Source organism: Tritonibacter sp. SIMBA_163 (assembly GCF_046535935.1).
Lineage (GTDB): Bacteria > Pseudomonadota > Alphaproteobacteria > Rhodobacterales > Rhodobacteraceae > Epibacterium > Epibacterium scottomollicae.
Window position 1 is genome coordinate 74088 of sequence record NZ_JAWJBP010000002.1, and the last position, 20538, is coordinate 94625.

The 20538-nt window shown below is 62.2% G+C and carries 21 protein-coding genes; 11 read left to right on the forward strand and 10 right to left on the reverse strand.

What is annotated here, in order from left to right; genetic code table 11:
* Positions 1 to 68: 68 nt before the first annotated feature.
* The 3 genes from R0J92_RS04275 to tyrS form a co-directional block, all read right to left on the reverse strand.
* Entirely contained in the window at positions 69 to 992 is a 924-nt protein-coding gene (locus tag R0J92_RS04275; RefSeq protein WP_411050837.1) for a GNAT family N-acetyltransferase, read from the reverse strand.
* A gap of 23 nt (positions 993 to 1015) precedes the next feature.
* The gene (locus R0J92_RS04280) at positions 1016 to 1141 is read right to left on the reverse strand and encodes a hypothetical protein (RefSeq protein WP_411050838.1); all 126 of its coding nucleotides are present in this window, start codon (positions 1139 to 1141) and stop codon (positions 1016 to 1018) included.
* 200 nt (positions 1142 to 1341) lie between these two features.
* On the reverse strand, positions 1342 to 2595 hold the full coding sequence (gene tyrS, locus R0J92_RS04285; RefSeq protein ID WP_411050839.1) for a tyrosine--tRNA ligase: 1254 nt from the start codon (positions 2593 to 2595) through the stop codon (positions 1342 to 1344).
* 142 nt (positions 2596 to 2737) lie between these two features.
* Here tyrS and R0J92_RS04290 point away from each other — a divergent pair, with 142 nt between their 5' ends.
* Entirely contained in the window at positions 2738 to 3865 is a 1128-nt protein-coding gene (locus R0J92_RS04290) for an anhydro-N-acetylmuramic acid kinase (protein WP_411050840.1), read from the forward strand.
* A gap of 155 nt (positions 3866 to 4020) precedes the next feature.
* On the opposite strand, the gene R0J92_RS04295 is transcribed toward R0J92_RS04290, so the two are convergent.
* Positions 4021 to 4458: a cupin domain-containing protein gene (locus tag R0J92_RS04295; RefSeq protein ID WP_411050841.1), complete on the reverse strand. Its 438-nt coding sequence runs from the start codon at positions 4456 to 4458 to the stop codon at positions 4021 to 4023.
* Between the two features lie 67 nt (positions 4459 to 4525).
* Here R0J92_RS04295 and R0J92_RS04300 point away from each other — a divergent pair, with 67 nt between their 5' ends.
* Positions 4526 to 5944: a protein adenylyltransferase SelO gene (locus R0J92_RS04300; protein WP_411050842.1), complete on the forward strand. Its 1419-nt coding sequence runs from the start codon at positions 4526 to 4528 to the stop codon at positions 5942 to 5944.
* Positions 5945 to 6142: 198 nt separating this feature from the next.
* Here R0J92_RS04300 and R0J92_RS04305 read toward each other — a convergent pair whose 3' ends face one another.
* Entirely contained in the window at positions 6143 to 7477 is a 1335-nt protein-coding gene (locus R0J92_RS04305) for a DEAD/DEAH box helicase (protein WP_317385977.1), read from the reverse strand.
* A 429-nt stretch (positions 7478 to 7906) separates the two neighbouring features.
* Here R0J92_RS04305 and R0J92_RS04310 point away from each other — a divergent pair, with 429 nt between their 5' ends.
* On the forward strand, positions 7907 to 8323 hold the full coding sequence (locus tag R0J92_RS04310) for a Fur family transcriptional regulator (protein WP_106164609.1): 417 nt from the start codon (positions 7907 to 7909) through the stop codon (positions 8321 to 8323).
* Between the two features lie 143 nt (positions 8324 to 8466).
* Positions 8467 to 9360, forward strand: a complete 894-nt coding sequence (locus R0J92_RS04315; protein ID WP_411050843.1) for a DMT family transporter — start codon at positions 8467 to 8469, stop codon at positions 9358 to 9360.
* Between the two features lie 2 nt (positions 9361 to 9362).
* Here the strand turns inward: R0J92_RS04315 and R0J92_RS04320 are convergent, their stop codons facing one another.
* Positions 9363 to 10601, reverse strand: a complete 1239-nt coding sequence (locus R0J92_RS04320; protein ID WP_411050844.1) for an MFS transporter — start codon at positions 10599 to 10601, stop codon at positions 9363 to 9365.
* 246 nt (positions 10602 to 10847) lie between these two features.
* Here R0J92_RS04320 and eno point away from each other — a divergent pair, with 246 nt between their 5' ends.
* The 3 genes from eno (at position 10848) to R0J92_RS04335 (ending at position 13582) form a co-directional block, all read left to right on the forward strand.
* Positions 10848 to 12125: a phosphopyruvate hydratase gene (gene eno, locus R0J92_RS04325; RefSeq protein WP_317385981.1), complete on the forward strand. Its 1278-nt coding sequence runs from the start codon at positions 10848 to 10850 to the stop codon at positions 12123 to 12125.
* 135 nt (positions 12126 to 12260) lie between these two features.
* Positions 12261 to 12860 carry a GNAT family N-acetyltransferase gene (locus R0J92_RS04330; protein ID WP_411050845.1) on the forward strand — a complete coding sequence of 200 codons (600 nt, stop codon included), beginning with the start codon at positions 12261 to 12263 and terminating at the stop codon, positions 12858 to 12860.
* Between the two features lie 311 nt (positions 12861 to 13171).
* Positions 13172 to 13582: a hypothetical protein gene (locus R0J92_RS04335; protein WP_411050846.1), complete on the forward strand. Its 411-nt coding sequence runs from the start codon at positions 13172 to 13174 to the stop codon at positions 13580 to 13582.
* A 50-nt stretch (positions 13583 to 13632) separates the two neighbouring features.
* Here the strand turns inward: R0J92_RS04335 and R0J92_RS04340 are convergent, their stop codons facing one another.
* Entirely contained in the window at positions 13633 to 14082 is a 450-nt protein-coding gene (locus R0J92_RS04340; protein ID WP_106164566.1) for a GNAT family N-acetyltransferase, read from the reverse strand.
* Positions 14079 to 15020 (reverse strand): nucleoside hydrolase, encoded by a 942-nt coding sequence (locus R0J92_RS04345; RefSeq protein ID WP_411050847.1) that lies wholly within the window; start codon positions 15018 to 15020, stop codon positions 14079 to 14081. Before R0J92_RS04345 ends, R0J92_RS04340 begins: the two co-directional genes overlap by 4 nt.
* 130 nt (positions 15021 to 15150) lie before the next feature.
* Between R0J92_RS04345 and R0J92_RS04350 the strand changes: the two genes are divergently transcribed.
* Positions 15151 to 16032, forward strand: a complete 882-nt coding sequence (locus R0J92_RS04350; protein ID WP_411050848.1) for a hypothetical protein — start codon at positions 15151 to 15153, stop codon at positions 16030 to 16032.
* Positions 16033 to 16059: 27 nt separating this feature from the next.
* Here R0J92_RS04350 and mazG read toward each other — a convergent pair whose 3' ends face one another.
* The gene (gene mazG, locus R0J92_RS04355; RefSeq protein ID WP_411050849.1) at positions 16060 to 16887 is read right to left on the reverse strand and encodes a nucleoside triphosphate pyrophosphohydrolase; all 828 of its coding nucleotides are present in this window, start codon (positions 16885 to 16887) and stop codon (positions 16060 to 16062) included.
* Positions 16888 to 16950: 63 nt separating this feature from the next.
* On the opposite strand from mazG, the gene R0J92_RS04360 reads away from it, so the two are divergent.
* The 3 genes from R0J92_RS04360 to speB (R0J92_RS04370) all read left to right on the forward strand — a co-directional run bounded on the left by R0J92_RS04360 (position 16951) and on the right by speB (R0J92_RS04370) (position 20114).
* Positions 16951 to 18114 (forward strand): M20 aminoacylase family protein, encoded by a 1164-nt coding sequence (locus tag R0J92_RS04360; protein ID WP_411050850.1) that lies wholly within the window; start codon positions 16951 to 16953, stop codon positions 18112 to 18114.
* 90 nt (positions 18115 to 18204) lie between these two features.
* Positions 18205 to 19170: an agmatinase gene (speB, locus tag R0J92_RS04365; protein WP_317385989.1), complete on the forward strand. Its 966-nt coding sequence runs from the start codon at positions 18205 to 18207 to the stop codon at positions 19168 to 19170.
* Entirely contained in the window at positions 19167 to 20114 is a 948-nt protein-coding gene (gene speB / locus R0J92_RS04370; RefSeq protein ID WP_411050851.1) for an agmatinase, read from the forward strand. The genes speB (R0J92_RS04365) and speB (R0J92_RS04370) overlap by 4 nt, the downstream gene beginning before the upstream one ends.
* Positions 20115 to 20213: 99 nt before the next feature.
* Here speB (R0J92_RS04370) and R0J92_RS04375 read toward each other — a convergent pair whose 3' ends face one another.
* Positions 20214 to 20522 carry a hypothetical protein gene (locus R0J92_RS04375; protein WP_317385991.1) on the reverse strand — a complete coding sequence of 103 codons (309 nt, stop codon included), beginning with the start codon at positions 20520 to 20522 and terminating at the stop codon, positions 20214 to 20216.
* Positions 20523 to 20538: the final 16 nt, after the last annotated feature.

The window sequence follows — 20538 nt, forward strand, 5'->3', positions numbered from 1 at the left end:
TCCCATGAAATGAACATACGTTCAAATAATCATGGCGCAGCGTGTCTGTCCAGTGTCGACCCGCCCTGTCAGATCCCCATCAGCTTTCGATCCAGAGCGGCCAGCGGCGCCAGACGTCGCCCAAGGGGCGGCCAGTAAACCCAGGTGCCGCCGAGCCGTTCGACGCGGGCACCGGTGCCCAGCTTGAACCGGGCCAGGCCGCTGGCGTCTTCGGTGTTGAGCACCCCGAGATCCAACTGCCGGATGCCCTTGTCCGCCAGCCAGTTCATTGCTCGCCACATCAGGAGGTTATGGGCCGACAGAGCTCGGCCGCGATCCAAGCTGTGGGCGATATGGTAGGTCGCCCCGTCGCCATGTGTCAGCACCAGGATGCCGGCGACGGTCTCATGCCCTTCATGCGCCTCAAACAATTTGGCGCAGCCCCGGTTGGCTTTGGCATAAGCGAGGGTCAGGGCCGTGGGCCAAGAGCGATAGCGGCGTTTCACTTGCTGCGCAGCATCCGCCTGCAGCAGCCAGTGATCATATTTGAGAGGCATGTTCTGGCGGGTGATTTTCAGGGAACTGCCCTCGGCGTGGACCAGACGATTGCGCCATTTCTGCTCCAGACCAGCGCGCTGCGCGTCGCGACACGGGAGGATGTCCAGTTGCCCGATGCTGGCCGGGGTCATCAGGGGCAGGACGCCCAGCCGCGCGAGATCCGAAACGGGGCGTTCTGGCGACAGGATCACCGGGGTGCGACGCAGGCCTTCTTCCTGCAAGATCTCCAGCAGACGGGCAGGCACAACCAGATCGGCGCGGTTGATCATGGCGATCGGCATGCCCCAGATCCTGCGCCGCAGGACAACCATGTCCTGCATCCGGTCAAGCACCATCACGTCCTGCCCAGCACAGCGCAGCGCGCGCGTGAACTCTGACGATTGTGCGAGCGTGCGGGCAAGGGGAGAACGCTGTATGGGGCGGGGCATGACATCTGCGGAGCCAAGGTCGAACATGCAGCCATTAACAGGATGGAAACCTAATTGATGGTTAATGACACCATGAAAACGCCCGTTAAAATCCTCGGCAAGACAGCCCCGGCCGCGCGGATGACAAAATGCGCAGCACTGTTGATCGCGACGGTCCTGTCGGTGCCGACGTTCATTGTTCTGACAGTGATCGAATTTTTGGTTTTGTGAGGCGCGGCCTCACACTTGGCGCCCACGGATCAGGGGAGCGATCTGGCCCAAAGCCCCCGCCTCTTTCATCGGAATAGATTCCATACGGAGATAGCCCGGCGTGAATTGGCTCGCTTGAGAGGGTCGGGTGAGAGCGACGGCGCCCCTCTCACCCGACTGTCAGATTTTAGCCCGCGAGCTGCACCAAGGCGTGGCGCTTCTTGCCGGCGGAGAGTTTGATCGGCGAGGCAAGCGCGGCCGCGTCGATCATCAGCCCGGCGTCCGTCAGCGGTGCGTCGTCGATCTTGGCACCGTTTTCAGCAATCAGGCGCTTGGCTTCCTTACCGGTCTTGGCCAGGCCGGATTTCACGATCAGCTGGACGATTGAAATGCCGTCTCCGAGCTCCGCCGCCGAGAGCGATAGGGTCGGCAGGTCGTCCCCGACACCGCCCTTCTCGAACACTTCGCGCGCGGTGGCTTCGGCAGCCTTGGCGGCCTCGGCCCCGTGCAGAAGCGTGGTCACCTCATTGGCGAGGATAATCTTGCCCTCGTTGATCTCCGACCCCTGCAATGCGCCAAGACGGTCACATTCATCGACCGGCAGCTCGGTATAGAGTTTCAGGAACCGGCCCACGTCCGCATCGGTGGTGTTGCGCCAGAACTGCCAGAACTCATAAGAGCTCAGCATCTCGTCATTGAGCCAGATGGCGCCGCCCTGCGACTTGCCCATCTTGCGCCCGTCAGAGGTGGTCAGCAGCGGCGAGGTCAGGCCGTAGATCTCATTCTCCAGCACCCGGCGTGTCAGGTCGATGCCGTTGACAATATTGCCCCATTGGTCCGAGCCGCCCATCTGCAGAACGCAGCCATAGCGGCGGTTCAGCTCCAGGAAGTCATAGGCCTGCAGAATCATGTAGTTGAACTCAAGAAACGACAGCGACTGCTCGCGATCCAGGCGCGATTTCACGCTTTCAAAGGCCAGCATCCGGTTCACCGAGAAATGCCGGCCGATGTCGCGCAGAAACTCGAGATAGTTCAGATCGTCGAGCCATTCGGCATTGTTGAGCATCTGCGCATCGGAAGGCGCGTCGCCGTAGCTGAGGTATTTGGCGAACACCTTCTGCATGCCGGCGATATTGGCGTCGATCTGTTCGGGGCCAAGCAGCGGCCGTTCATCAGAGCGGAAAGAAGGATCGCCCACCTTGGTGGTGCCGCCGCCCATCAGTGTGATCGGGCGGTGGCCGGTCTTTTGCAGCCAGCGCAGCATCATGATGTTGAGAAGATGGCCCACGTGCAGCGATTGCGCGGTGGCGTCATAGCCGATGTATGCCGTCTGCGTTCCGCTCACCAGCGCCTCATCGAGACCCTGATAATCGGTGCAGTCCGCCAGGAACCCGCGTTCCATCATGATGGCGATGAAGTCCGATTTCGGATGGTAGGTCATAGCATGCCTCGGCTTTTGAATATGCAAGCGGCTGTATAAATCGCATCGCGAAGGGTTGGAACCTGTTTTCGGGACAAAATGCACAGTGTAATACCTGTGACAACGGGTGATACGGCCCGGATTTGCAAGGAAGAGTGCAGAGATGGGCAAAGCCATATCCAAGTCCGGGCCGGTGCGCGCCCTTGGGGCCATGAGCGGGACGTCGCTTGATGGGGTGGATGTTGCGGTGCTGGAGACCGACGGGCAGGCGATCTTCGGCTTTGGCGAGGTGGGCTATCGCACCTATTCCAGTGAGGAACGCGCGGTGGTGCGGGCGGCGCTGGGGCAGTGGAGCGGGGACGCGGTGACAGCAGCGGCGCGGGTGGTCGAGGCGGCGCATGTGGAGTTGATGCGCGACCACCTCGACGTGGACCTGATCGGATTTCACGGCCAGACGGTGGCCCATGCGCCACGGCTACAGGGCACGCTTCAGGTGGGCGATGGATCGGTTCTGGCCGAGGCGCTAGGGCGGCCCGTGGTTTGGGATTTTCGCTCCGATGATGTTTCCATGGGCGGCGAGGGCGCGCCGCTTGCGCCGTTTTTCCACCATGCCTGCGCGCAGTATATCGGCGCGGCAGAGCCGTTGTGTTTCCTGAACCTCGGCGGCGTGGGCAACCTGACCTATGTTGATCCGCGCGTGGCGCGCCCAGAGGATGTGGGCGCGTTGCTGGCCTTTGATACCGGTCCGGCCAATGCGCCGATCAATGATTTCCTGCAGGCGCGACTGGGCATGCAGATGGACGAGGGCGGCAAGGTCGCCAGCGGTGGCACTGTCGAACATGGTGCGCTGGAACTGTTTCTGGCGGAGCCTTATTTTTCAAGAATGCCGCCGAAGTCCCTAGATCGCAATGATTTCCCAGAAATGATCGGGCTGGTGAGCGAACTTAGCGATGCCGATGCGACAGCGACGCTGACCGCCATGTGTGCGGCTGCGGTGGCGCAGGGTATGGAGCATTGTCCGGAGTCGCCCAAACGGCTGCTGGTCACCGGTGGCGGGCGGCACAACCCGGTGCTGATGGAGATGCTGCGGGTATCGCTGGATTGCCCGGTGGAGCCGGTCGAGGCGGTGGGGCTGGATGGCGACATGCTGGAGGCGCAGGCCTTTGCCTATCTGGCTGTGCGGGTGGCGCGTGGTCTGGCGACCTCCGCGCCGCGCACCACCGGCGTTCGGGCCTGTGTTGGCGGTGGAATCCTGACGGTGCCCGACGGCTGGAGCATGCGCGCCGGTTGAGGCGGATTGTCACTGGGCGGCGAGCGCTCCCGCCCGTCGCGCGATGCATGTAAAATGCCTCCGCTCCCGTTGGGCCAAGCGCCGCGCAGCCGGAACGGCTGCGCGGCGCTTCGGGCTGTGCCCGAAGCGAAACCTCTCTGACGGAGTCAAGAAGGTTATCGCGGAATATCAAAGTCTTCCGGGGCGAGGGTGAAGCCGGCGAAGTCGAACCCCGGCGACACGGTGCAGCTGACCAGCGTCCAATCGCCGGTGCTGCGCGCGGCCTGCCAATGGTCCTTGGGCACGATCAGCTGCGGACGGCCGGTATGCAGATCCGGGGTCAGGATGTGGTCGGTGGCCGGCCCCTCATCGTGTGCCGACAGGGACAGGATGAGCGGAGCGCCCGCGTGATAGAGCCAGATCTCGGTGGCGTCCACCCGGTGCCAATGACTGCGCTCGCCCGCGCCCAGCAAGAAATAGATACAGGTGCCACAGGGGCGGCGCGTTTCCTCGCGGGTGTCTTCAATCCAGGTCTGGCGATACCAACCGCCCTCGGGATGGCGTGCGAGCCCGAGGGTGTGGATGATCTCGTCTGCGCTCATGTCCTGTGTCATGCGATTCTGCTCCGGTCTTGGCGTGATTGCGGGTGGTATTCCAGGCGCGGCGCCATATGCTTGGCGCATGACCCTGAATATCCCGTTTGACAATACATATGCGCAACTGGCGCCCGACTTCTACACCCGGCAAGATCCGACCCCGGTGAAAGCGCCGCGTCTGCTGGCCTTCAATGACGGGCTGGGCGAGCTGCTTGGTGTGAAGCGCGCGGAAGATGCGGCGCTGGCCGAGATCTTTGGCGGCAATGCGATACCCGACGGGGCCGCGCCGCTGGCGCAGCTCTACGCGGGCCACCAGTTTGGCAACTATAACCCGCAGTTGGGCGATGGCCGCGCAGTGCTGCTGGGCGAAGTTGTCGGCAGCGATGGTATCCGCCGCGATATCCAGCTCAAGGGCTCTGGTCCCACGCCCTATTCGCGCAACGGCGATGGGCGGGCCTGGCTGGGGCCGGTGCTGCGCGAATATGTGGTCTCCGAAGCGATGCATGCGCTTGGCATTCCGACGACACGGGCGCTGGCTGCAGTGGCAACCGGCGAGACCGTCTGGCGCGAGGGCGGCCTGCCCGGCGCGGTTTTGACCCGGGTGGCCAAAAGCCATCTGCGCGTCGGCACCTTTCAGATCTTTGCCGCGCGAGGTGATGCCAAAGCGCTGAAAACACTGACTGAATACGCCATTGCACGCCACTATCCGCAGGCTGAAGGACCGATGGGGCTGTTGCGGGCGGTGCGTGATGCGCAGGTGGAGCTGATTGCCGCCTGGATGAGCGTCGGCTTCATCCACGGGGTGATGAACACTGACAATTCCTCCATCGCGGGCGAGACCATCGACTATGGTCCTTGTGCCTTCATGGATGTGTTCCACCCCAACCGGGTGTTTTCCTCCATTGATCGCATGGGGCGCTATGCCTATTCCAACCAGCCGCAGATCGCGGTGTGGAACCTGGCCCAGCTCGCCACCGCGCTGATCCAGCAGTTCGACGATCCCGAGGCCGTGGTCGAAGAGGCGACAGAGATCGTGCATGCGATGCCCGAGATGATCGAGGCGGCCTGGCTGCGCCGGTTCCGCGCCAAGATCGGCATCACGGGTGCGCAGGAGGGGGACATGGAATTGATTACTGACCTGCTGGGCCTGATGGCCGACGGGCAGGCGGATTTCACCAACACCTTCAGGGCTTTGTCGACGGGCAGCGCGCGAGATCAGTTCTTGGCGCCCGAGCAATTTGAGGCTTGGCAGCAGCGCTGGACACAGCGTCTGGCGGATGAGGATGCGCCACAAGACACCATGGCGCGGGCCAATCCGGTGCTGATCCCGCGCAACCATCGCATCGAGCAGATGATCGCCGCGGCGGTGGCGGGGGACTTTACGCCGTTTGAACGGATGATGCGTGCACTGGCCACGCCCTTCGCGGATGAGGCCGAGTTTGCCGATCTGCGTCGCCCGCCGGCCGAGGATGAGGTGATCAAGGCTACGTTCTGCGGCACCTGACGCGACCGGCCATCTTGCCTTGCTCCGTCTCTTGAGGATTTGCGCCGCGGTCAGCGGCGCCCGGGGGCGCAGGCCGCGCCTTCGGCGCGGCCTGCGCGGCCCAACGCTTTTGTCGGAGCCTTTGGCTCAGAGGAAAGGGGCGGGAGTGTCCCCCCGCCCCTTGGTCTATCGTTCAGTTGTAGTCAGATCGGAGAGGGATCAGGACTTCCGGCGTTGACGGCCTGCGCCGCCGCCGGCTGCGCGGGCTTCGCCGCCGCCACCCTGACCTTCGGATTTACCACCACCGCCAAAGCGACGACGCCCGGCGCCCGGCTTGCCACCGGGTTTGCCACGACCGCCACCGCCACCGGGGCGACCACGACCGCCACCGCGCGAGGATTTGGCGGCGGGATCGGGCATCTCTTCCCAGGCGCGGCCAGAGGCTACGGGGATGGTGATGCTCATGGTTTTCTGGATTGCCTTCAGATCGCCGATCTCATCCGGGGCGCAGAAGGCCACGGCCTGACCTTCCTTGCCCGCACGCGCGGTGCGGCCAATGCGGTGCACATAGGCATCTGGCACATTCGGCAGCTCGTAGTTGTAGACGTATTTCACATCCGGAATGTCCAGCCCGCGCGCCGCCACATCGGTGGCCACCAGCACGGTGATCTCGCCGGATTTGAAGGCCTTCAACGCCCGTTCGCGCTGGCCCTGGCTTTTGTTGCCGTGGATCGCCGCGGCCTTGAAGCCGGCCTTGTCCAGCACCTTCATCAGCTTTTCCATGCCGTGTTTGGTGCGGCCAAAGACCAGCGTGCGTTCGCCGTCATGGGCGGTCAGCAGCTCTTTCAGCAGGCCCAGCTTCTCCGCTTTGGCGATGAAATGCACCGATTGGGTGACTTTGGCGGCAGGCTTGCCGGGAGGGGTCACCTCGATGCGCACCGGGCTCTTGAGGTAGGCGTTGGCGATCTCGTTCATCTGCTTGGGCATGGTGGCCGAGAACAGCATGGTCTGGCGCTTTTCGGGCAGCAGGGAGGCGATCTTGCGCAGGGCGTGGATGAAGCCGAGGTCCAGCATCTGGTCGGCCTCGTCCAGCACCAGGAAGTCGCAAGAGCCGAGATCCAGCGCCTTGCGGTCGAGGATGTCGAGCAGACGGCCCGGCGTGGCGACGAGGATATCGGTGCCGCGCGACAGGCGGGTGATCTGCGGGTTGATGGAAACACCGCCGACCACAAGGCCGGTTTTCAGCGGGCTGCCTTCGGTCAGACCTTTCAGGGTCTCGGCAATCTGGTTGGCCAGCTCGCGGGTCGGGGCCAGGATCAGCCCGCGCACGGTGCCGGCAGCAGGCTTGCGGCCATATTCCAGCATCTGGGCGATCAGCGGTACGCCAAAGGCGGCGGTCTTGCCGGTACCGGTCTGCGCCAGACCCAGCACGTCCTGTCCGTTCAGCGCATGCGGGATCGCCCGGGCCTGGATCGGCGTCGGAGTGTGAAAGCCCATGGCTTCGATCCGGGTGTGCAGGTGCTTGGGCAGGTCCATGGTGGAAAATTCAGTCATTCAAAGTCCTTTCGGTGGCCCGTGCAAACGCACAGGACCACACGGGGCACGGTCACTCGACCTGCGCACCCGTTCATCAGTGGGGCGGAGACCTCAGACCCAGACAACCTCATGTCACTGTGCCGATCTCTCGCAACTAGCCCCACGCGTGATCTTGGAACCATGGCATCCCCGAGAAGATCCGCTGCGAAGCGCCGTATCTCTTCTGAAACCAGAAGACATTCGAAAGGTCGGAACGATCAAATTCCGACAGCGCTGCGGGTCTCTGCTCACGCGGCAGAGGGTATGCCTGAAGGGCAAATGGCGGTGATGGGCGCAAATGTCAATGATGCATGCGCGGAACTTGCCTGTTTTCGTCGGGGGTTGCATTCGCTAAAAAGAAGCGCCAAGCAAGGGACCCCCGCTGTGACCGACAGGGACGAGACAGGCATGACCGATACGATCATTTCCCGCTGCGAGGCCCATGGTCTGCGCATGACCGGCCCGCGCCGGACCATCGCCAAGGTGCTGCAGGAGAGCCTGGATCACCCGGATGTGGAGGAGCTGCACGCCCGCGCCAATGCCGTCGATAACGGTATTTCGCTGGCGACGGTCTACCGCACGGTGAAGCTGTTTGAAGAATCGGGGATTCTGGACCGGCTGGAATTTGGTGATGGCCGTGCCCGATACGAGGATGCGGACCGGGAGCACCACGACCATCTGATCGACCTCAACACCGGCCAGGTGATCGAGTTCTGCGACCCGGAGATCGAGGCCTTGCAGGAAAAGATCGCACAGAAGCTCGGTTATCGTCTCAAGGGTCACAAGCTGGAGCTTTACGGCGTACCAATCAAGAAAACCGACTGAACGGGGATGATCCATCACAACCCGTGATGGAGTGTGTCACAAGTTATGCGGTGTTGTCGTCGCTTTCTGGCTTGCGCCGAGTGATTGCATCGCGCGATGCCGGAACCAACCGATCTTCTTCGCTGGCACAAAGGATACGCCCCATGGACAACGTCAAAGGTATTGTGCTGCTGCTCGTGGCCATGGTGGGGTTCACCATCGAGGATCTGTTCATCAAACAGCTCTCCGGTAACTTGCCTGTCGGGCAGATCCTGATCTTGATCGGATTGGGGGCCAGCGTCGTGTTCTTGGTCGCAATGGCGGTGCAGGGGCAGAGCCCGTGGAACCGCACGGCCTGGCGGTTGATACCTGTCTTGCGCGCCCTGGCCGAAGGCGGCGCGGCGGTCAGCTTTGCAACGGCGCTTGCACTGGTCGATATCTCGGTGGTGGCCGCCGTGTTTCAGGCGACGCCGCTGGCGATCACCATGGGGGCCGCCCTGTTTCTGGGCGAGCAGGTGGGCTGGCGCCGGTGGAGCGCGATCGCCGTGGGTTTCATCGGTGTGCTGATTATCATTCGGCCCGGCCTTGAGGGGTTTGAACCCAACGCGCTGTTGGTGCTGATTGCTGTTCTCTGTGTGGCGGCACGAGATCTGATGACACGGCGGATGGATGTGAGCATTCCCTCGTCGGTCGTCAGTGTTCAGGCCTATGGCACCGTGGTGGTGGCGGGGGGCATTCTGCTGCTGGCCACGTCGCAGCCCGTGGTGTCGCCCACATCGTTTGAATGGGGCATGCTGCTGTGCGGAACCATTTTTGGTGTCATCGGATACTATGGCATCGTGACCGCGACACGGATCGCCGATGCTGCAGTGATCACGCCGTTTCGCTACTCGCGTCTGGTCTTTTCTATGATCGGCGGCGCGATCGTGTTTTCCGAACGGCCCGATGCGATGACGCTGCTGGGATCCGCTCTGATCATCGCAACGGGGCTTTATACCTTCGTGCGCGAGCGGCGTTTGGCGCGCCGCTCTGCCCGCATGGCGGCGCAACCGGCCTGACCTCAGGCCGTGACCGGTGTCAGCCGTTTTCGTGCGCCGCTGACGCCGATCACCATGCAGAGGGTGGTGAGTAGGAAATATACCGCAATACCATACCCTTGGTCGCCGAAGTCGATGCCAAGATCAATCAGAAGCCCGGTCAACCCCGGTCCGACAGCTGTGCCAAAGACCATCACCGCCATCACCAAGGCCTTGATCGCGCCAATGTTGCGGGTGCCGTAGACTTCGGCCCAGAAGGAGCTGGGCAGCACCGAATGCGCCCCGACCGAGGCCGCCATGCAGAGGAAACCCGCAGCCATGCCCACGCCGCTGGAGACGGTGGCAAAGATCACAAAGGCTGCAGCCAGTGGCAGCTGATAAAGCGGCATCAGCCGCGTGGCGCCCCAGCGGTCCAGCGCCCAGCCGGAAAACATCATGGACACAACCGACATCACCGTGAAGAACGGGAAATAGGCCACCAGTTCCAAAAGGGTCCAGCCTTTGGTGGTGGCGAAATGCAGTTGGTGAAAGAAAAATGCAGTGGTGAAAGCCGCCGGGCCAAGGATCGACGGGGCCATCAGCCAGAACAGGGGCGAGCGCAGCGCGTCCCAGCGGGTCCAGTGCCGAAGGTCCATACCGGTGCTGCTGACATCATCAGAGGTGGATTGTGGCGTGCGTTCCTTCGACAGCAGCCGCACCAGCACCGGTGCCCCGCAGAGACAGATCGCAGCGCTGATCAGCCAGAGCGTGCGCCAGTCGAGCGCCGTCATCAGCGCCACAAAGATCAGCGGTAGGATGGCCTGTCCCAGTGCAACCCCGAGCGCCGCAATCGACAGTGCGCGTCCGCGTGCAGCCACAAACCAGCGTGCCATGGCCACCACTGCGAGATGGGTGCTCATACCCTGGCCGAAGAACCGCAGCGCGAAAATCGACAGCGGCAAGACCCAGTAGCTGTGGTTCAGCGCCATCAGGAGACAGGCCGCCGAAAGCCCACACAGCACAAAGGCCCCGAGGTGGCGCACCCGCATGATATCCGACAGCCCTCCGGCTGCCACCATCAGCAAGGCCGAGGCGGTGGTCCCCACCATATAGAGACCGCCCCAGCCGGCATGGCTGAGGTCGAACTCGGTCTGGATCTGCCCGGCAAAGACCGAGATGAAGAAGGTCTGGCCAAAGCTTGACAGAAACGTCAGTAGCACGCCCGCTGAGAGATAGGGGGCATTGCTGAGCAGGAATTCGTGGAATCGGATGGGTTGAGACATGCGCGTAAGCTTTACCTGTTAAGGATGTGACGCAAGGGTGAGCGCTATCATCGCAGGGCTTACCGGTTCTCTCGCGTCATTTTTGCCGCGCCCTACGGCAGGCGGTTGGCGAAGTGGCAAAAAATTCCTGATGTTAGGGTTAAACCTCTCGAATAACGACCGTTAGCGATAACGCATCCGGTTTACTTTTTACACGGGCTTGCTATGACCGGGGGCAAATCGTGTCACAGTGAGGGACCATTTGCGATGAGCACCATTATCGACATTCACGCCCGCGAGATCCTCGACAGCCGGGGCAACCCCACCGTCGAAGTCGATGTCGTTCTTGAAGACGGCACCATGGGCCGCGCGGCAGTGCCATCTGGCGCATCGACCGGTGCCTATGAGGCGGTGGAAAAACGCGACGGTGACAAGGACCGTTATCTGGGCAAGGGCGTGCTGGAAGCCGTGGCGGCCGTGAACGGCGAGATTGCGGATGAGCTGGTTGGCTTTGACGCCACCGAACAGGTCTCCATCGACCGCGCGATGATCGAGCTGGACGGCACCGAGAACAAGAGCCGTCTGGGCGCCAATGCCATCCTCGGCGTGTCGCTTGCGGTGGCCAAGGCGGCAGCCGATTTCACCACCCAGCCACTCTATCGTTATGTCGGTGGTACCTCCGCACGGGTTCTGCCGGTGCCGATGATGAACATCATCAACGGTGGCGAGCACGCGGACAATCCGATCGACATTCAGGAATTCATGATCATGCCGGTCTCTGCGGAGAACATCCGCGACGCGGTGCGCATGGGCTCCGAGGTGTTCCACACCCTGAAGAAAGAGCTGTCAGCAGCGGGTCTGTCCACCGGGATCGGCGACGAGGGCGGCTTTGCTCCCAACATTGCCTCCACCCGAGAAGCGCTTGATTTCATTCTGAAGTCCATCGAGAAAGCTGGCTACAAGCCCGGCGAGGACATCTATCTGGCGCTCGACTGCGCCGCGACTGAATACTACAAGGACGGCAAATACGTCCTGTCCGGCGAGGGCAAGACCCTGACCTCGGAAGAAAACGCCGCCTATCTGGCAGCATTGGTTGCAGATTACCCGATCATCTCGATCGAGGACGGCATGTCCGAGGATGACTGGGACGGCTGGAAGGCGCTGACCGACCAGATCGGCGACAAGGTCCAGCTGGTCGGCGACGATCTGTTTGTCACCAACCCGGTGCGTCTGGCCGAGGGGATCGAACGCGGCTGTGCCAACTCCATGCTGGTGAAAGTGAACCAGATTGGCACATTGACCGAGACCCTGCAGGCGGTCGATATGGCCCATCGTGCGCGCTATACCAATGTGATGTCGCACCGCTCGGGCGAGACCGAGGATGCCACCATTGCCGACCTCGCGGTGGCCACCAACTGCGGTCAGATCAAGACCGGTTCGCTGGCGCGCTCCGACCGGCTGGCGAAATACAACCAGCTGATCCGCATCGAGGAAACCCTGGGCGAGATCGCGGAATATGCCGGGCGCTCGATCCTCAAGGGCTGAGCCGTCTGATCTGATGTAAATTGAACGCCCCGGTTCGCGCCGGGGCGTTTTTCGTTTTTGGGCAAAGGGTTGCTCTGCTTTGTGCCAGCGCCTAGCTTGCGGAAAAATAGATACAGAACACTATGGAGCCCGCATATGACGCTGCCCGAAGGCATTACGGACCTGACACCCGGAAAGCTCGCCTCTGTTGTAACCTATCTGGAGATGACCGAGCGCCCAGCCCCCCGCGCAACGACGGCGCAGCCTGAGTTGACGTTGGCCCTGCATGATGCCCCGAGCGTGGAGTGGTATCGCAAGCTCTATCGCTTGGTCGGGGATGATTATCTGTGGTTTTCCCGCCTGGTGATGGACGATGCGGCGCTGTCGGCACATCTGTGTTCGGACAGGGTCGAGGTCTGGTCGGTGCAGAAGGGGGGCGCGGACCTGGGGTTGCTGGAGCTTGAATGGATGCAGAACGGCGACTGTGAACTGTCATTCTTTGGCCTGTCAGCCTCGCTGATCGGCGGCGGAGTAGGGCGCTGGCTGATGGAACACGCCATCGACCGGGCGTTCGCGCGGGAGATTACGCGATTCTTCGTGCACACCTGCACGCTCGACAGTGCGCAGGCGCTGCCGTTTTATATCCGGTCTGGCTTTGCGCCTTATGGTCGCGCGGTGGAGGTTGCTGATGATCCGCGCCTGACTGGGTTGGTGCCCGCGGAGAGCGCGCCGCATATCCCCCTGTTGCGCAGGTAATCGGGCGCGGGAACGAGGGGCCAGCCCCTCGCGCTCCCCGAGATATTTATGAAAAGATGAAGGGTCAGGTCAGCGCGCTGCTGATCGGGGCGTCCTGACGATGTTCATGTCGTGAGGCTGCAGGCGCATCCTCATTGGTGTCGGCGTGTTCTACGACATGTTGCGGAGATTAACCGCAAGGCCCGGTGCCGAAGCAGGTTGGCATCAAAGAGTGACTTTGGTGTGATTTACATTTCGTAACGATTTTATGACATGCTTGGATGGTCGCGAAGTACATAAATGCGACACCTCGTGACCTTTGGAGGTGTGTTATGTTTCGAGTAAATTCTCTGCCAGCTGCGTTGATGATGAGCCTGATCGGCGTGGCGGCATTGCAGGCACCACAGGCAAAAGCAGGCTGGAGCCGGGTGCCGGGTGGGCTTCGACTGGATGGGGAGGTCAAGGCCATCGACTTCGGCGCATTCCTGCATCATTTCGAGACCGCCATGTTGGAAGAGCCGCGCTATGCGCCTATCGCCATCTGGCTCGCCGGGTCCGGCGGGGATGAAGCGGCGGCCAAACGGATCGGCGAGATCATGGCCGTTGCGCAGGATCAGGGCGTCCGGTTGGCGATGGTGATGGCACAGGGGCACGCCTGTGACGGTGCCTGTTCCATCCTGTTTGCGTTGGGAGACGAACAGATCGCTTCGGCCAGCGGCACCCGCCTGATCAGCGGGCATTGATGGCGGCTGGGCGCTGATGCGCCAGACAGGCATCTGAGGCCGCGCCGGGATCAGAGTGCGCGGGTCATCAGCATGTAGCGGTCGCGCGCCAAAAAGCGTGCGCGGTTGTAGAGTTTGACCGCGGCCTCGTTTTCGCGATCAACTTCCAGATGCAGTGCCCGCACGCCGGCCTCTGCGAGCGTGCGGGGCAGGGCATGGAGTACCTCGCTGGCGATGCCGCGCTGGCGCACGGCGGGGCGGATGAACAATTCGTCGATCATCCCGTCGAGCCCGCCGAACTCCACTGACCAGGTAAAGGTCACGATGATATAGCCAATGGGGGCCCGAGCAGGTCCAATCAGGTAGATCGCGCCGTAGGGGATGCCTTCGAGCAGCGGCAACAGCGCGCCACGGCGTTGCGCGTCATTGCTGTCGATACCTTCCTCGGCGTGAAACCCCTGCACCATGGTCAGCAGTTTTTCCAGATCGTCCGGGCGGGCAAGATGCAGCGCGGCGCTCATAGCCGACCCAGCCGTTCGGTGAGCAGGGTAAAGAAACCTTCGGCGTCCACCTCGTTCATGAACATTGCATTAGGCGCGCGGTCGGTCACGCCCCACCAGTCGGCCACGGTCATGCCGAGGGTCAGGGGCGAGGTCACTTCGATTTCGACATTCACGTGGCGACCAGAGAACAGCTCTGGACGGATCAGATAGGCGATGACGCAGGGGTCATGCAGCGGCCCCCCTTCGGAGCCGTATTTTTCCACATCAAATCGTTCAAAGAAATCAAGCATCTCTGCCGTGAAGTTGCCAACCCGCGTGCCGAGTTTGCGGAACGCCTCGACCCGTGCACGGGTGGTCAGCGCCTTATGGGTCACATCCAGCGGCATCATGGTGAGCGTCACGCCGGAGGCGAATACTTCGCGCGCGGCCTCCGGGTCCACGTAGATGTTGAACTCCGCCGCCGGGGTAATGTTGCCGACCTCGAAATAGGCGCCGCCCATCATGACGATCTCCATCACGCGGTCGATAATGTCGGGGGCGCGGCGGAAGGCGGCAGCGATATTTGTCAGCGGGCCCAGAGGGCAAAGCGTCACGGCGCCGGGCGCCTCTGCACGCAATGTGTCGATGATGAAATCGACGCCATGCTGGTCCTGCAGCGGCATTGTTGGGTCGAACAATTCCGGCCCGTCAAGCCCGCTGCGCCCGTGTACATGTTCTGCGGTCACCAGTGGGCGCTCCAGAGGAGCATCGCTGCCGGCGTGGATTTTTACTTCCGTGCGGCCCGCCACCTCGCAGGTGATGCGGGCATTGGTCTGGGTGCGTGCCAGCGGCACATTGCCAGCCACGGTGGTGATTCCGAGAAGGTCGATCTCCTCCGGCGAACCCAGCGCCAGCAGTATGGCGACGGCGTCGTCCTGCCCGGGGTCGGTGTCGATGATGATTTTGCGCGCGCTCATTCGGGGTATTCCTCGGTCAGTTCGGCAAACCCTTGCAGCCCGGATAAAGATTGTCCACCTGATGACCATGGACACAAAGAGTGAAACGCCTGATATCCGCGAAAATTCCTTCCCTGTGGCGTGAGAGAGTATGGCACGGCAATATCATCTACATCTGGGCGCACATCGCACGGGGAGCAGTTCTTTTCAGCTCTGCCTGCATGAAAACCAGGAATCGCTCTGGCAGCAGGGATATCAGATCGCCTTTCCCGCGCGGGATGGGGTCAGGGCCGGGCAGTTGGCGCTGCGGCTGCCAGCCCCGCGTCATGACCGAAATGCGGTTCAAGAGCGGGCAGACGCGGCGCGGCGCCACCTGAACGAAGAGATCGCGAAAGATCCGCATCAGCAGGTTATCATTTCGGAGGAAAACACTCTGGGCAGCATGGTGCATTTTCAGAAGGCCAGATTTCACCCGGCCTCCAAACAGCGCCTGTCTGCGTTGCGTCATGCCATGGAAGGTCCCGCAGTTTCGGTTCTGTTTGTCGTGCGGGACTATGGTGCGTTCTTCCGGTCCTGCATTCGCAAGCGGATGGAAGAAACCTATGAGAGTGATTTTGATGCGGCAGCGGCAGCTTATCTTGCCATGAACCGCGGCTGGGTTGAGGTATTGCAGGAAATTCGAGATATCCTGCAGCCCTCTCGCTTGGTCGTGGTCCGTCACGAAGACCGGTTCAAGCGTCTCGAATTGCTGCAACATCTGGTGCCCCAACTCGATATCGGCCCACTGTCAGAGCCGAGGCGGTCGCTCAACACATCTGCGACGGACCGGGCCTTGCTTGAACTGCAGACGATCCACCGCAAGGGTGAAAAGCTCACGCGGATGGCGCGCCGCAAGCTGATCAAGGACTGGGCGCACGATCAGGAGACGCTCGGTCTGACGGAGTTTACCTCACGTGAAAAGCAAGCGTTTTCAATCCGTTATGAAAGGGATTTGGAGCGGATTTCACAAGACCCGGGCATGGTTCTGATTTAGGCGGTCGGATCTGGGAGTAGGCGGCGGTCAAGTCTTCCTTCCGGCCTTTTCCTCAGCCTTCACCTCGTTCCAGAGCGCATCCATCTCATCGAGGTCACTGTCCTCGGCGCGCTTTCCGCGAGCGGCAAGTCCTGCCTCCACGCCCTTGAAACGACGGGTGAATTTTGCATTGGTGCGACGCAAGGCGGCTTCGGGTTCAACCCCGAGGTGGCGGCCAAGATTGGCCATCACAAACAACAGATCGCCAAACTCCTCTTCTACCTCGTCTTGGGTCAGCTCCTCGCGGGCCTCTACCAGCTCGGCGGATTCCTCGGCGATCTTGGCCAGCACATTCTGTGCCGACGGCCAGTCAAACCCCACCCGCGCGGCGCGTTTCTGCAGCTTGTAGGCGCGCAGCAGGGCGGGCAGGCCCACCGCCACGCCATCCAGCGCGCCGGTCTCCGCCTTGGCGGCGCGTTCGGCGGCCTTGATCGTCTCCCAGTCCTGGGTTTGCTGGTCGGCGGATTTTTCGCGGCTCTCATCGCCAAACACATGCGGGTGGCGCGACACCATCTTGTTGGACATGGTGGTGACCACATCCTGAAAATTGAAATATCCCGCCTCATCCGCCATCTGTGCGTGAAACACGGACTGGAACAGCAGATCGCCCAGCTCGCCTTTCAGCTCGTCCCATTTTCTGCGCTCGATGGCATCGGCGACCTCATAGGCTTCTTCGATGGTGTAGGGCGCGATACTGGCAAAGCTCTGCTCGATATCCCAGGGGCAGCCGCTTTCCGGGTCACGCAGGCGGCGCATGATTTCCAGAAGTCGTTCGATACCGGCGCTCTCATCGTGGATCAGCTTGTCGTCGCTCATTGCACCTGCTCGCTATTTGGTGTTCAGCTGCATCATCCCGACTATCTTACAGGAGTCCACCCCATGCCGGTCGTGAACCGCATTGCCGATTACAGCGAAGAGATGAAGACGTGGCGCCGTCATCTTCACCAGATCCCCGAGCTGGGTTTGGATACCGTGAAGACCGCCGCATATGTGGCTGAGATACTTGAGACATTTGGTGTCGATGAGATCCATTCCGGCATCGCGCAGAACGGCATTGTCGCGATCATCAACGGGCAGGGCGAGGGGCCGACCATCGGCTTGCGCGCCGATATGGACGCACTACCGATCACCGAAGTGCGCGATCTGGAGTATAAGTCCACCGTGCCCGGCAAGATGCATGCCTGCGGCCACGATGGCCATACGACCATGCTGCTGGGGGCCGCGAAATACCTTGCGGAGACGCGCAATTTCAACGGGCGGGTGGCGCTCCTGTTCCAGCCCGCCGAAGAGATCATTGGTGGCGCGCAGATCATGGTTGAGGAAGGCGTGATGGAGCGCTTTGACATCGCTGAGGTCTATGCGTTGCACAATTCGCCCGGCCTGCCGGTGGGGCATTTCCTGACCACGCCGGGGGCGCTGATGGCGGCGGTGGATACCTTCACCATCAACATCAAGGGGCGCGGCGGCCATGGTGCGATGCCACATGAGACCCGCGATCCGGTGATGGCGGCCTGCGGCATGGCGCAGGCGATCCAGACCATCGTCAGCCGCAACCACCACGCGACCGAGGATCTGGTGATCTCGGTGACCCAGATCCACACCGGCACCGTCGACAATGTAATCCCGGAAACCGCCTATGTGAACGGTACCATCCGCACCTTCAATCCAGAGGTTCAGAAGATGGTGATGGCACGGTTCGAGGAAATCGTGAAGGGCTGCGCCGTGGCTTATGGCGTAGAGGCGGAGCTGGACTATGAGGTCGGCTATCCCGCGACCATCAATGACGCCGGGAAGGCCGGGTTTGCCACCGAAGTGGCGCGCGAGATTGCCGGTGCGGCCAATGTCGAGGGCGAGGCGGACCGGGAAATGGGGGCGGAGGATTTCTCCTATATGCTGCAGGCGCGCCCCGGCGCCTATTTGTTCATTGGGCAGGGCGACACTGCCGGGCTGCATCATCCAGAGTATGACTTCAACGACGAGGTGGCCCCGATCGGGGCGTCGTTCTTTGCCCGTCTGGTGGAGAAAGCACAGCCGCTGGCGTGAAGTGGCGGCGCGGCGCGGGCTTTCGGATGACAAGCCCGCCCGCATTCGCTAGGACGATGGCCATAACCCGAGAAGAGGGAGCAGTCCGACATGGCGTTGGAAGACGCGAAGACACAGGTCGATCAGGCCTTCACCCGCGAGGACCTGAAGGGCCTGAGCTTTGAGAACACTTTTGGCGGGGCGACGTCCTTTTTGCGACGCCGCTACACCAAGGATCTAAGCCACGCGGATATCGCCGTTACCGGCATCCCCTTCGATCAGGCGGTGACCAACCGGCCCGGCACCCGGCTGGGCCCGCGCGCGGTGCGCGAGGCCTCGGCGCTACAAAGCCCGGATGCGCCTTATGGCTGGGACATCTGCCCGGCCAGCGAGCTGGCGATCGTGGATTATGGCGACTTGGCCTTTGACTATGCCGATGTGCCGGCGTTTCCCGACAGGCTGACCGATCATATCCGGGGCATTCTGGCGACCGACACGGCTTCGGTGGCGATTGGTGGCGACCACTACGTCAGCTTTCCGATCCTCAAGGCCTATGCCGAGAAATACGGGCCGATCTCGCTGTTGCATTTCGATGCCCACAGCGACACCTGGGCCGATGATGATTTCAGCCGCGTCGATCATGGCACCATGTTCTACAAGGCGGTGAAATCCGGCATCATTGATCCCGCGACCTCGGTGCAGGTGGGCATTCGCACCACCAATGAGGACAATCTCGGCGTGCCGACCATCGACGCGCCCACCGTGCATGAGATCGGCCCGGTCGAGACCGTGCGTCGTATCCGCGAGGTGTTGGGGGATCGGCCGGTCTATCTGACCTTTGACATCGACTGTCTTGATCCGGCCTATGCGCCGGGCACCGGCACGCCGGTCTGGGGCGGTCTGACCACGGCGCAGGCGGAGGCGATCCTCAAGGGCCTGCGCGGCATCAACATTGTGGGCGGCGATATCGTCGAGGTTTCGCCGCCGTTCGACACCACCGGCGCCACCGCGATCGCGGGCGCCCATGTGGCCATGAGTATTATCTGCCTTCTGGGCTGGAGGATGACAGAGCGATGAGCGAGTTCAATCAACCCATCAGCGGCAACGATCTGGCGCGGTTTTCCGGTCCGGGCACCTATATGCGGCTGCCGCAGGCGACCTCGCTTGAGGGGCTGGACGTGGCGGTGCTGGGGGTTCCGATGGACATCGGCACCTCCTGGCGGTCGGGCACCCGGTTTGGTCCCAAGCAGATCCGCGCCGAGAGCGCGATGATCCGCCCCTACAACATGACCACAGGTGCTGCGCCGTTCGATCACCTCAACATCGCCGATATCGGCGATCTGGCGATCAACACCTTTAACCTGCCGGAAAGCCTGCGCATCATCGAGGACAGCTATGATGCCATCTTGAGTGCCGGGGTGATGCCGGCGGCGATGGGCGGCGATCACTCGATCACCCTGCCGATTCTGCGCGCGATCGCCCGCAAGCACGGGCCGGTTTCGGTGATCCATGTGGATGCGCATGCGGACGTCAATGACGAGATGTTCGGCGAGAAGGAAACCCATGGCACCGTCTTTCGCCGGGCCTATGAGGAAGGGCTGCTGGAGGCCGACAAGGTCTATCAGATCGGCCTGCGCGGCACCGGCTACGGGCCGGATGATTTCAAGGAGCCGCAGGGCTGGGGCTTTCAGCATTTCCCGGCCTCGGAGCTGTGGAACCGCTCGTTGCACAATATGGGGGCGGAGATCCGCCGTGATATCGGGGCACGTCCGGTCTATATCACCTATGACATCGACAGCCTTGATCCGGCCTTTGCTCCCGGTACAGGCACGCCTGAGATCGGCGGGCTGACCAGCATGCAGGCGCTTGAACTGATCCGGGCCTTCAAGGGACTGAATGTGGTGGGCTGTGACCTGGTGGAGGTCTCGCCGCCCTATGATCCGTCGGGCAATACCGCGCTGGTGGCGGCAAATCTGCTGTATGAGCTGCTGTGCATCCTGCCGGGGCGCGCGTCGGAGTAATCGCGGGGTGGGCGGGGGCGCTCCCGCCCGTCGCCGGATCAGCGCGGCAGATCCGCTCCCGTTGGGCCGGGCGCCGGGCTGCGCCCGGCGATCCCCGCGCTAGAGACGCGGCAGCTCTGCGGGGAGGGGCGTGTGGCTGTTGGCGGCAGAGAGGCAGCCGTCTTCGACCTCGCGCCACATCGGCACGTTGAGCGACATCTGGCACTGCGCCATGAACATTCGCCCGTCGACCTGCAGGCAGATGGTTTCACCCAGCTCGATGCGGCCGCCCTGCTTGTCGGTGCAATAGCAATCGATGGTCTTGCCGCCCGGCCCGGTGACATCGGCACCTGCAGCACTGCCCCAAAGCACCGGCCCCGCAAGTGCTGCGAGACGTGCGAACCGGACAAGACCACTGGCATGTTTCATGGCTCTAGCCTATCAC

Bases quoted from the DNA above. Each gene is read 5' to 3' on its own strand.
- R0J92_RS04330 (WP_411050845.1), top strand. From the start codon at position 12,261: ATGACGCTGCCCGAAGGCATTACGGACCTGACACCCGGAAAGCTCGCC.
- R0J92_RS04375 (WP_317385991.1), bottom strand. From the start codon at position 20,522: ATGAAACATGCCAGTGGTCTTGTCCGGTTCGCACGTCTCGCAGCACTT.
- R0J92_RS04345 (WP_411050847.1), bottom strand. From the start codon at position 15,020: ATGAGCGCGCGCAAAATCATCATCGACACCGACCCCGGGCAGGACGAC.
- R0J92_RS04350 (WP_411050848.1), top strand. From the start codon at position 15,151: ATGGCACGGCAATATCATCTACATCTGGGCGCACATCGCACGGGGAGC.
- R0J92_RS04280 (WP_411050838.1), bottom strand. From the start codon at position 1,141: ATGAACGTCGGCACCGACAGGACCGTCGCGATCAACAGTGCTGCGCAT.
- R0J92_RS04305 (WP_317385977.1), bottom strand. From the start codon at position 7,477: ATGACTGAATTTTCCACCATGGACCTGCCCAAGCACCTGCACACCCGG.
- R0J92_RS04360 (WP_411050850.1), top strand. From the start codon at position 16,951: ATGCCGGTCGTGAACCGCATTGCCGATTACAGCGAAGAGATGAAGACG.
- R0J92_RS04315 (WP_411050843.1), top strand. From the start codon at position 8,467: ATGGACAACGTCAAAGGTATTGTGCTGCTGCTCGTGGCCATGGTGGGG.
- speB (WP_317385989.1), top strand. From the start codon at position 18,205: ATGGCGTTGGAAGACGCGAAGACACAGGTCGATCAGGCCTTCACCCGC.
- R0J92_RS04290 (WP_411050840.1), top strand. From the start codon at position 2,738: ATGGGCAAAGCCATATCCAAGTCCGGGCCGGTGCGCGCCCTTGGGGCC.
- R0J92_RS04275 (WP_411050837.1), bottom strand. From the start codon at position 992: ATGTTCGACCTTGGCTCCGCAGATGTCATGCCCCGCCCCATACAGCGT.
- eno (WP_317385981.1), top strand. From the start codon at position 10,848: ATGAGCACCATTATCGACATTCACGCCCGCGAGATCCTCGACAGCCGG.
- tyrS (WP_411050839.1), bottom strand. From the start codon at position 2,595: ATGACCTACCATCCGAAATCGGACTTCATCGCCATCATGATGGAACGC.
- mazG (WP_411050849.1), bottom strand. From the start codon at position 16,887: ATGAGCGACGACAAGCTGATCCACGATGAGAGCGCCGGTATCGAACGA.
- R0J92_RS04300 (WP_411050842.1), top strand. From the start codon at position 4,526: ATGACCCTGAATATCCCGTTTGACAATACATATGCGCAACTGGCGCCC.
- R0J92_RS04320 (WP_411050844.1), bottom strand. From the start codon at position 10,601: ATGTCTCAACCCATCCGATTCCACGAATTCCTGCTCAGCAATGCCCCC.
- R0J92_RS04310 (WP_106164609.1), top strand. From the start codon at position 7,907: ATGACCGATACGATCATTTCCCGCTGCGAGGCCCATGGTCTGCGCATG.
- R0J92_RS04340 (WP_106164566.1), bottom strand. From the start codon at position 14,082: ATGAGCGCCGCGCTGCATCTTGCCCGCCCGGACGATCTGGAAAAACTG.
- speB (WP_411050851.1), top strand. From the start codon at position 19,167: ATGAGCGAGTTCAATCAACCCATCAGCGGCAACGATCTGGCGCGGTTT.
- R0J92_RS04335 (WP_411050846.1), top strand. From the start codon at position 13,172: ATGTTTCGAGTAAATTCTCTGCCAGCTGCGTTGATGATGAGCCTGATC.
- R0J92_RS04295 (WP_411050841.1), bottom strand. From the start codon at position 4,458: ATGACACAGGACATGAGCGCAGACGAGATCATCCACACCCTCGGGCTC.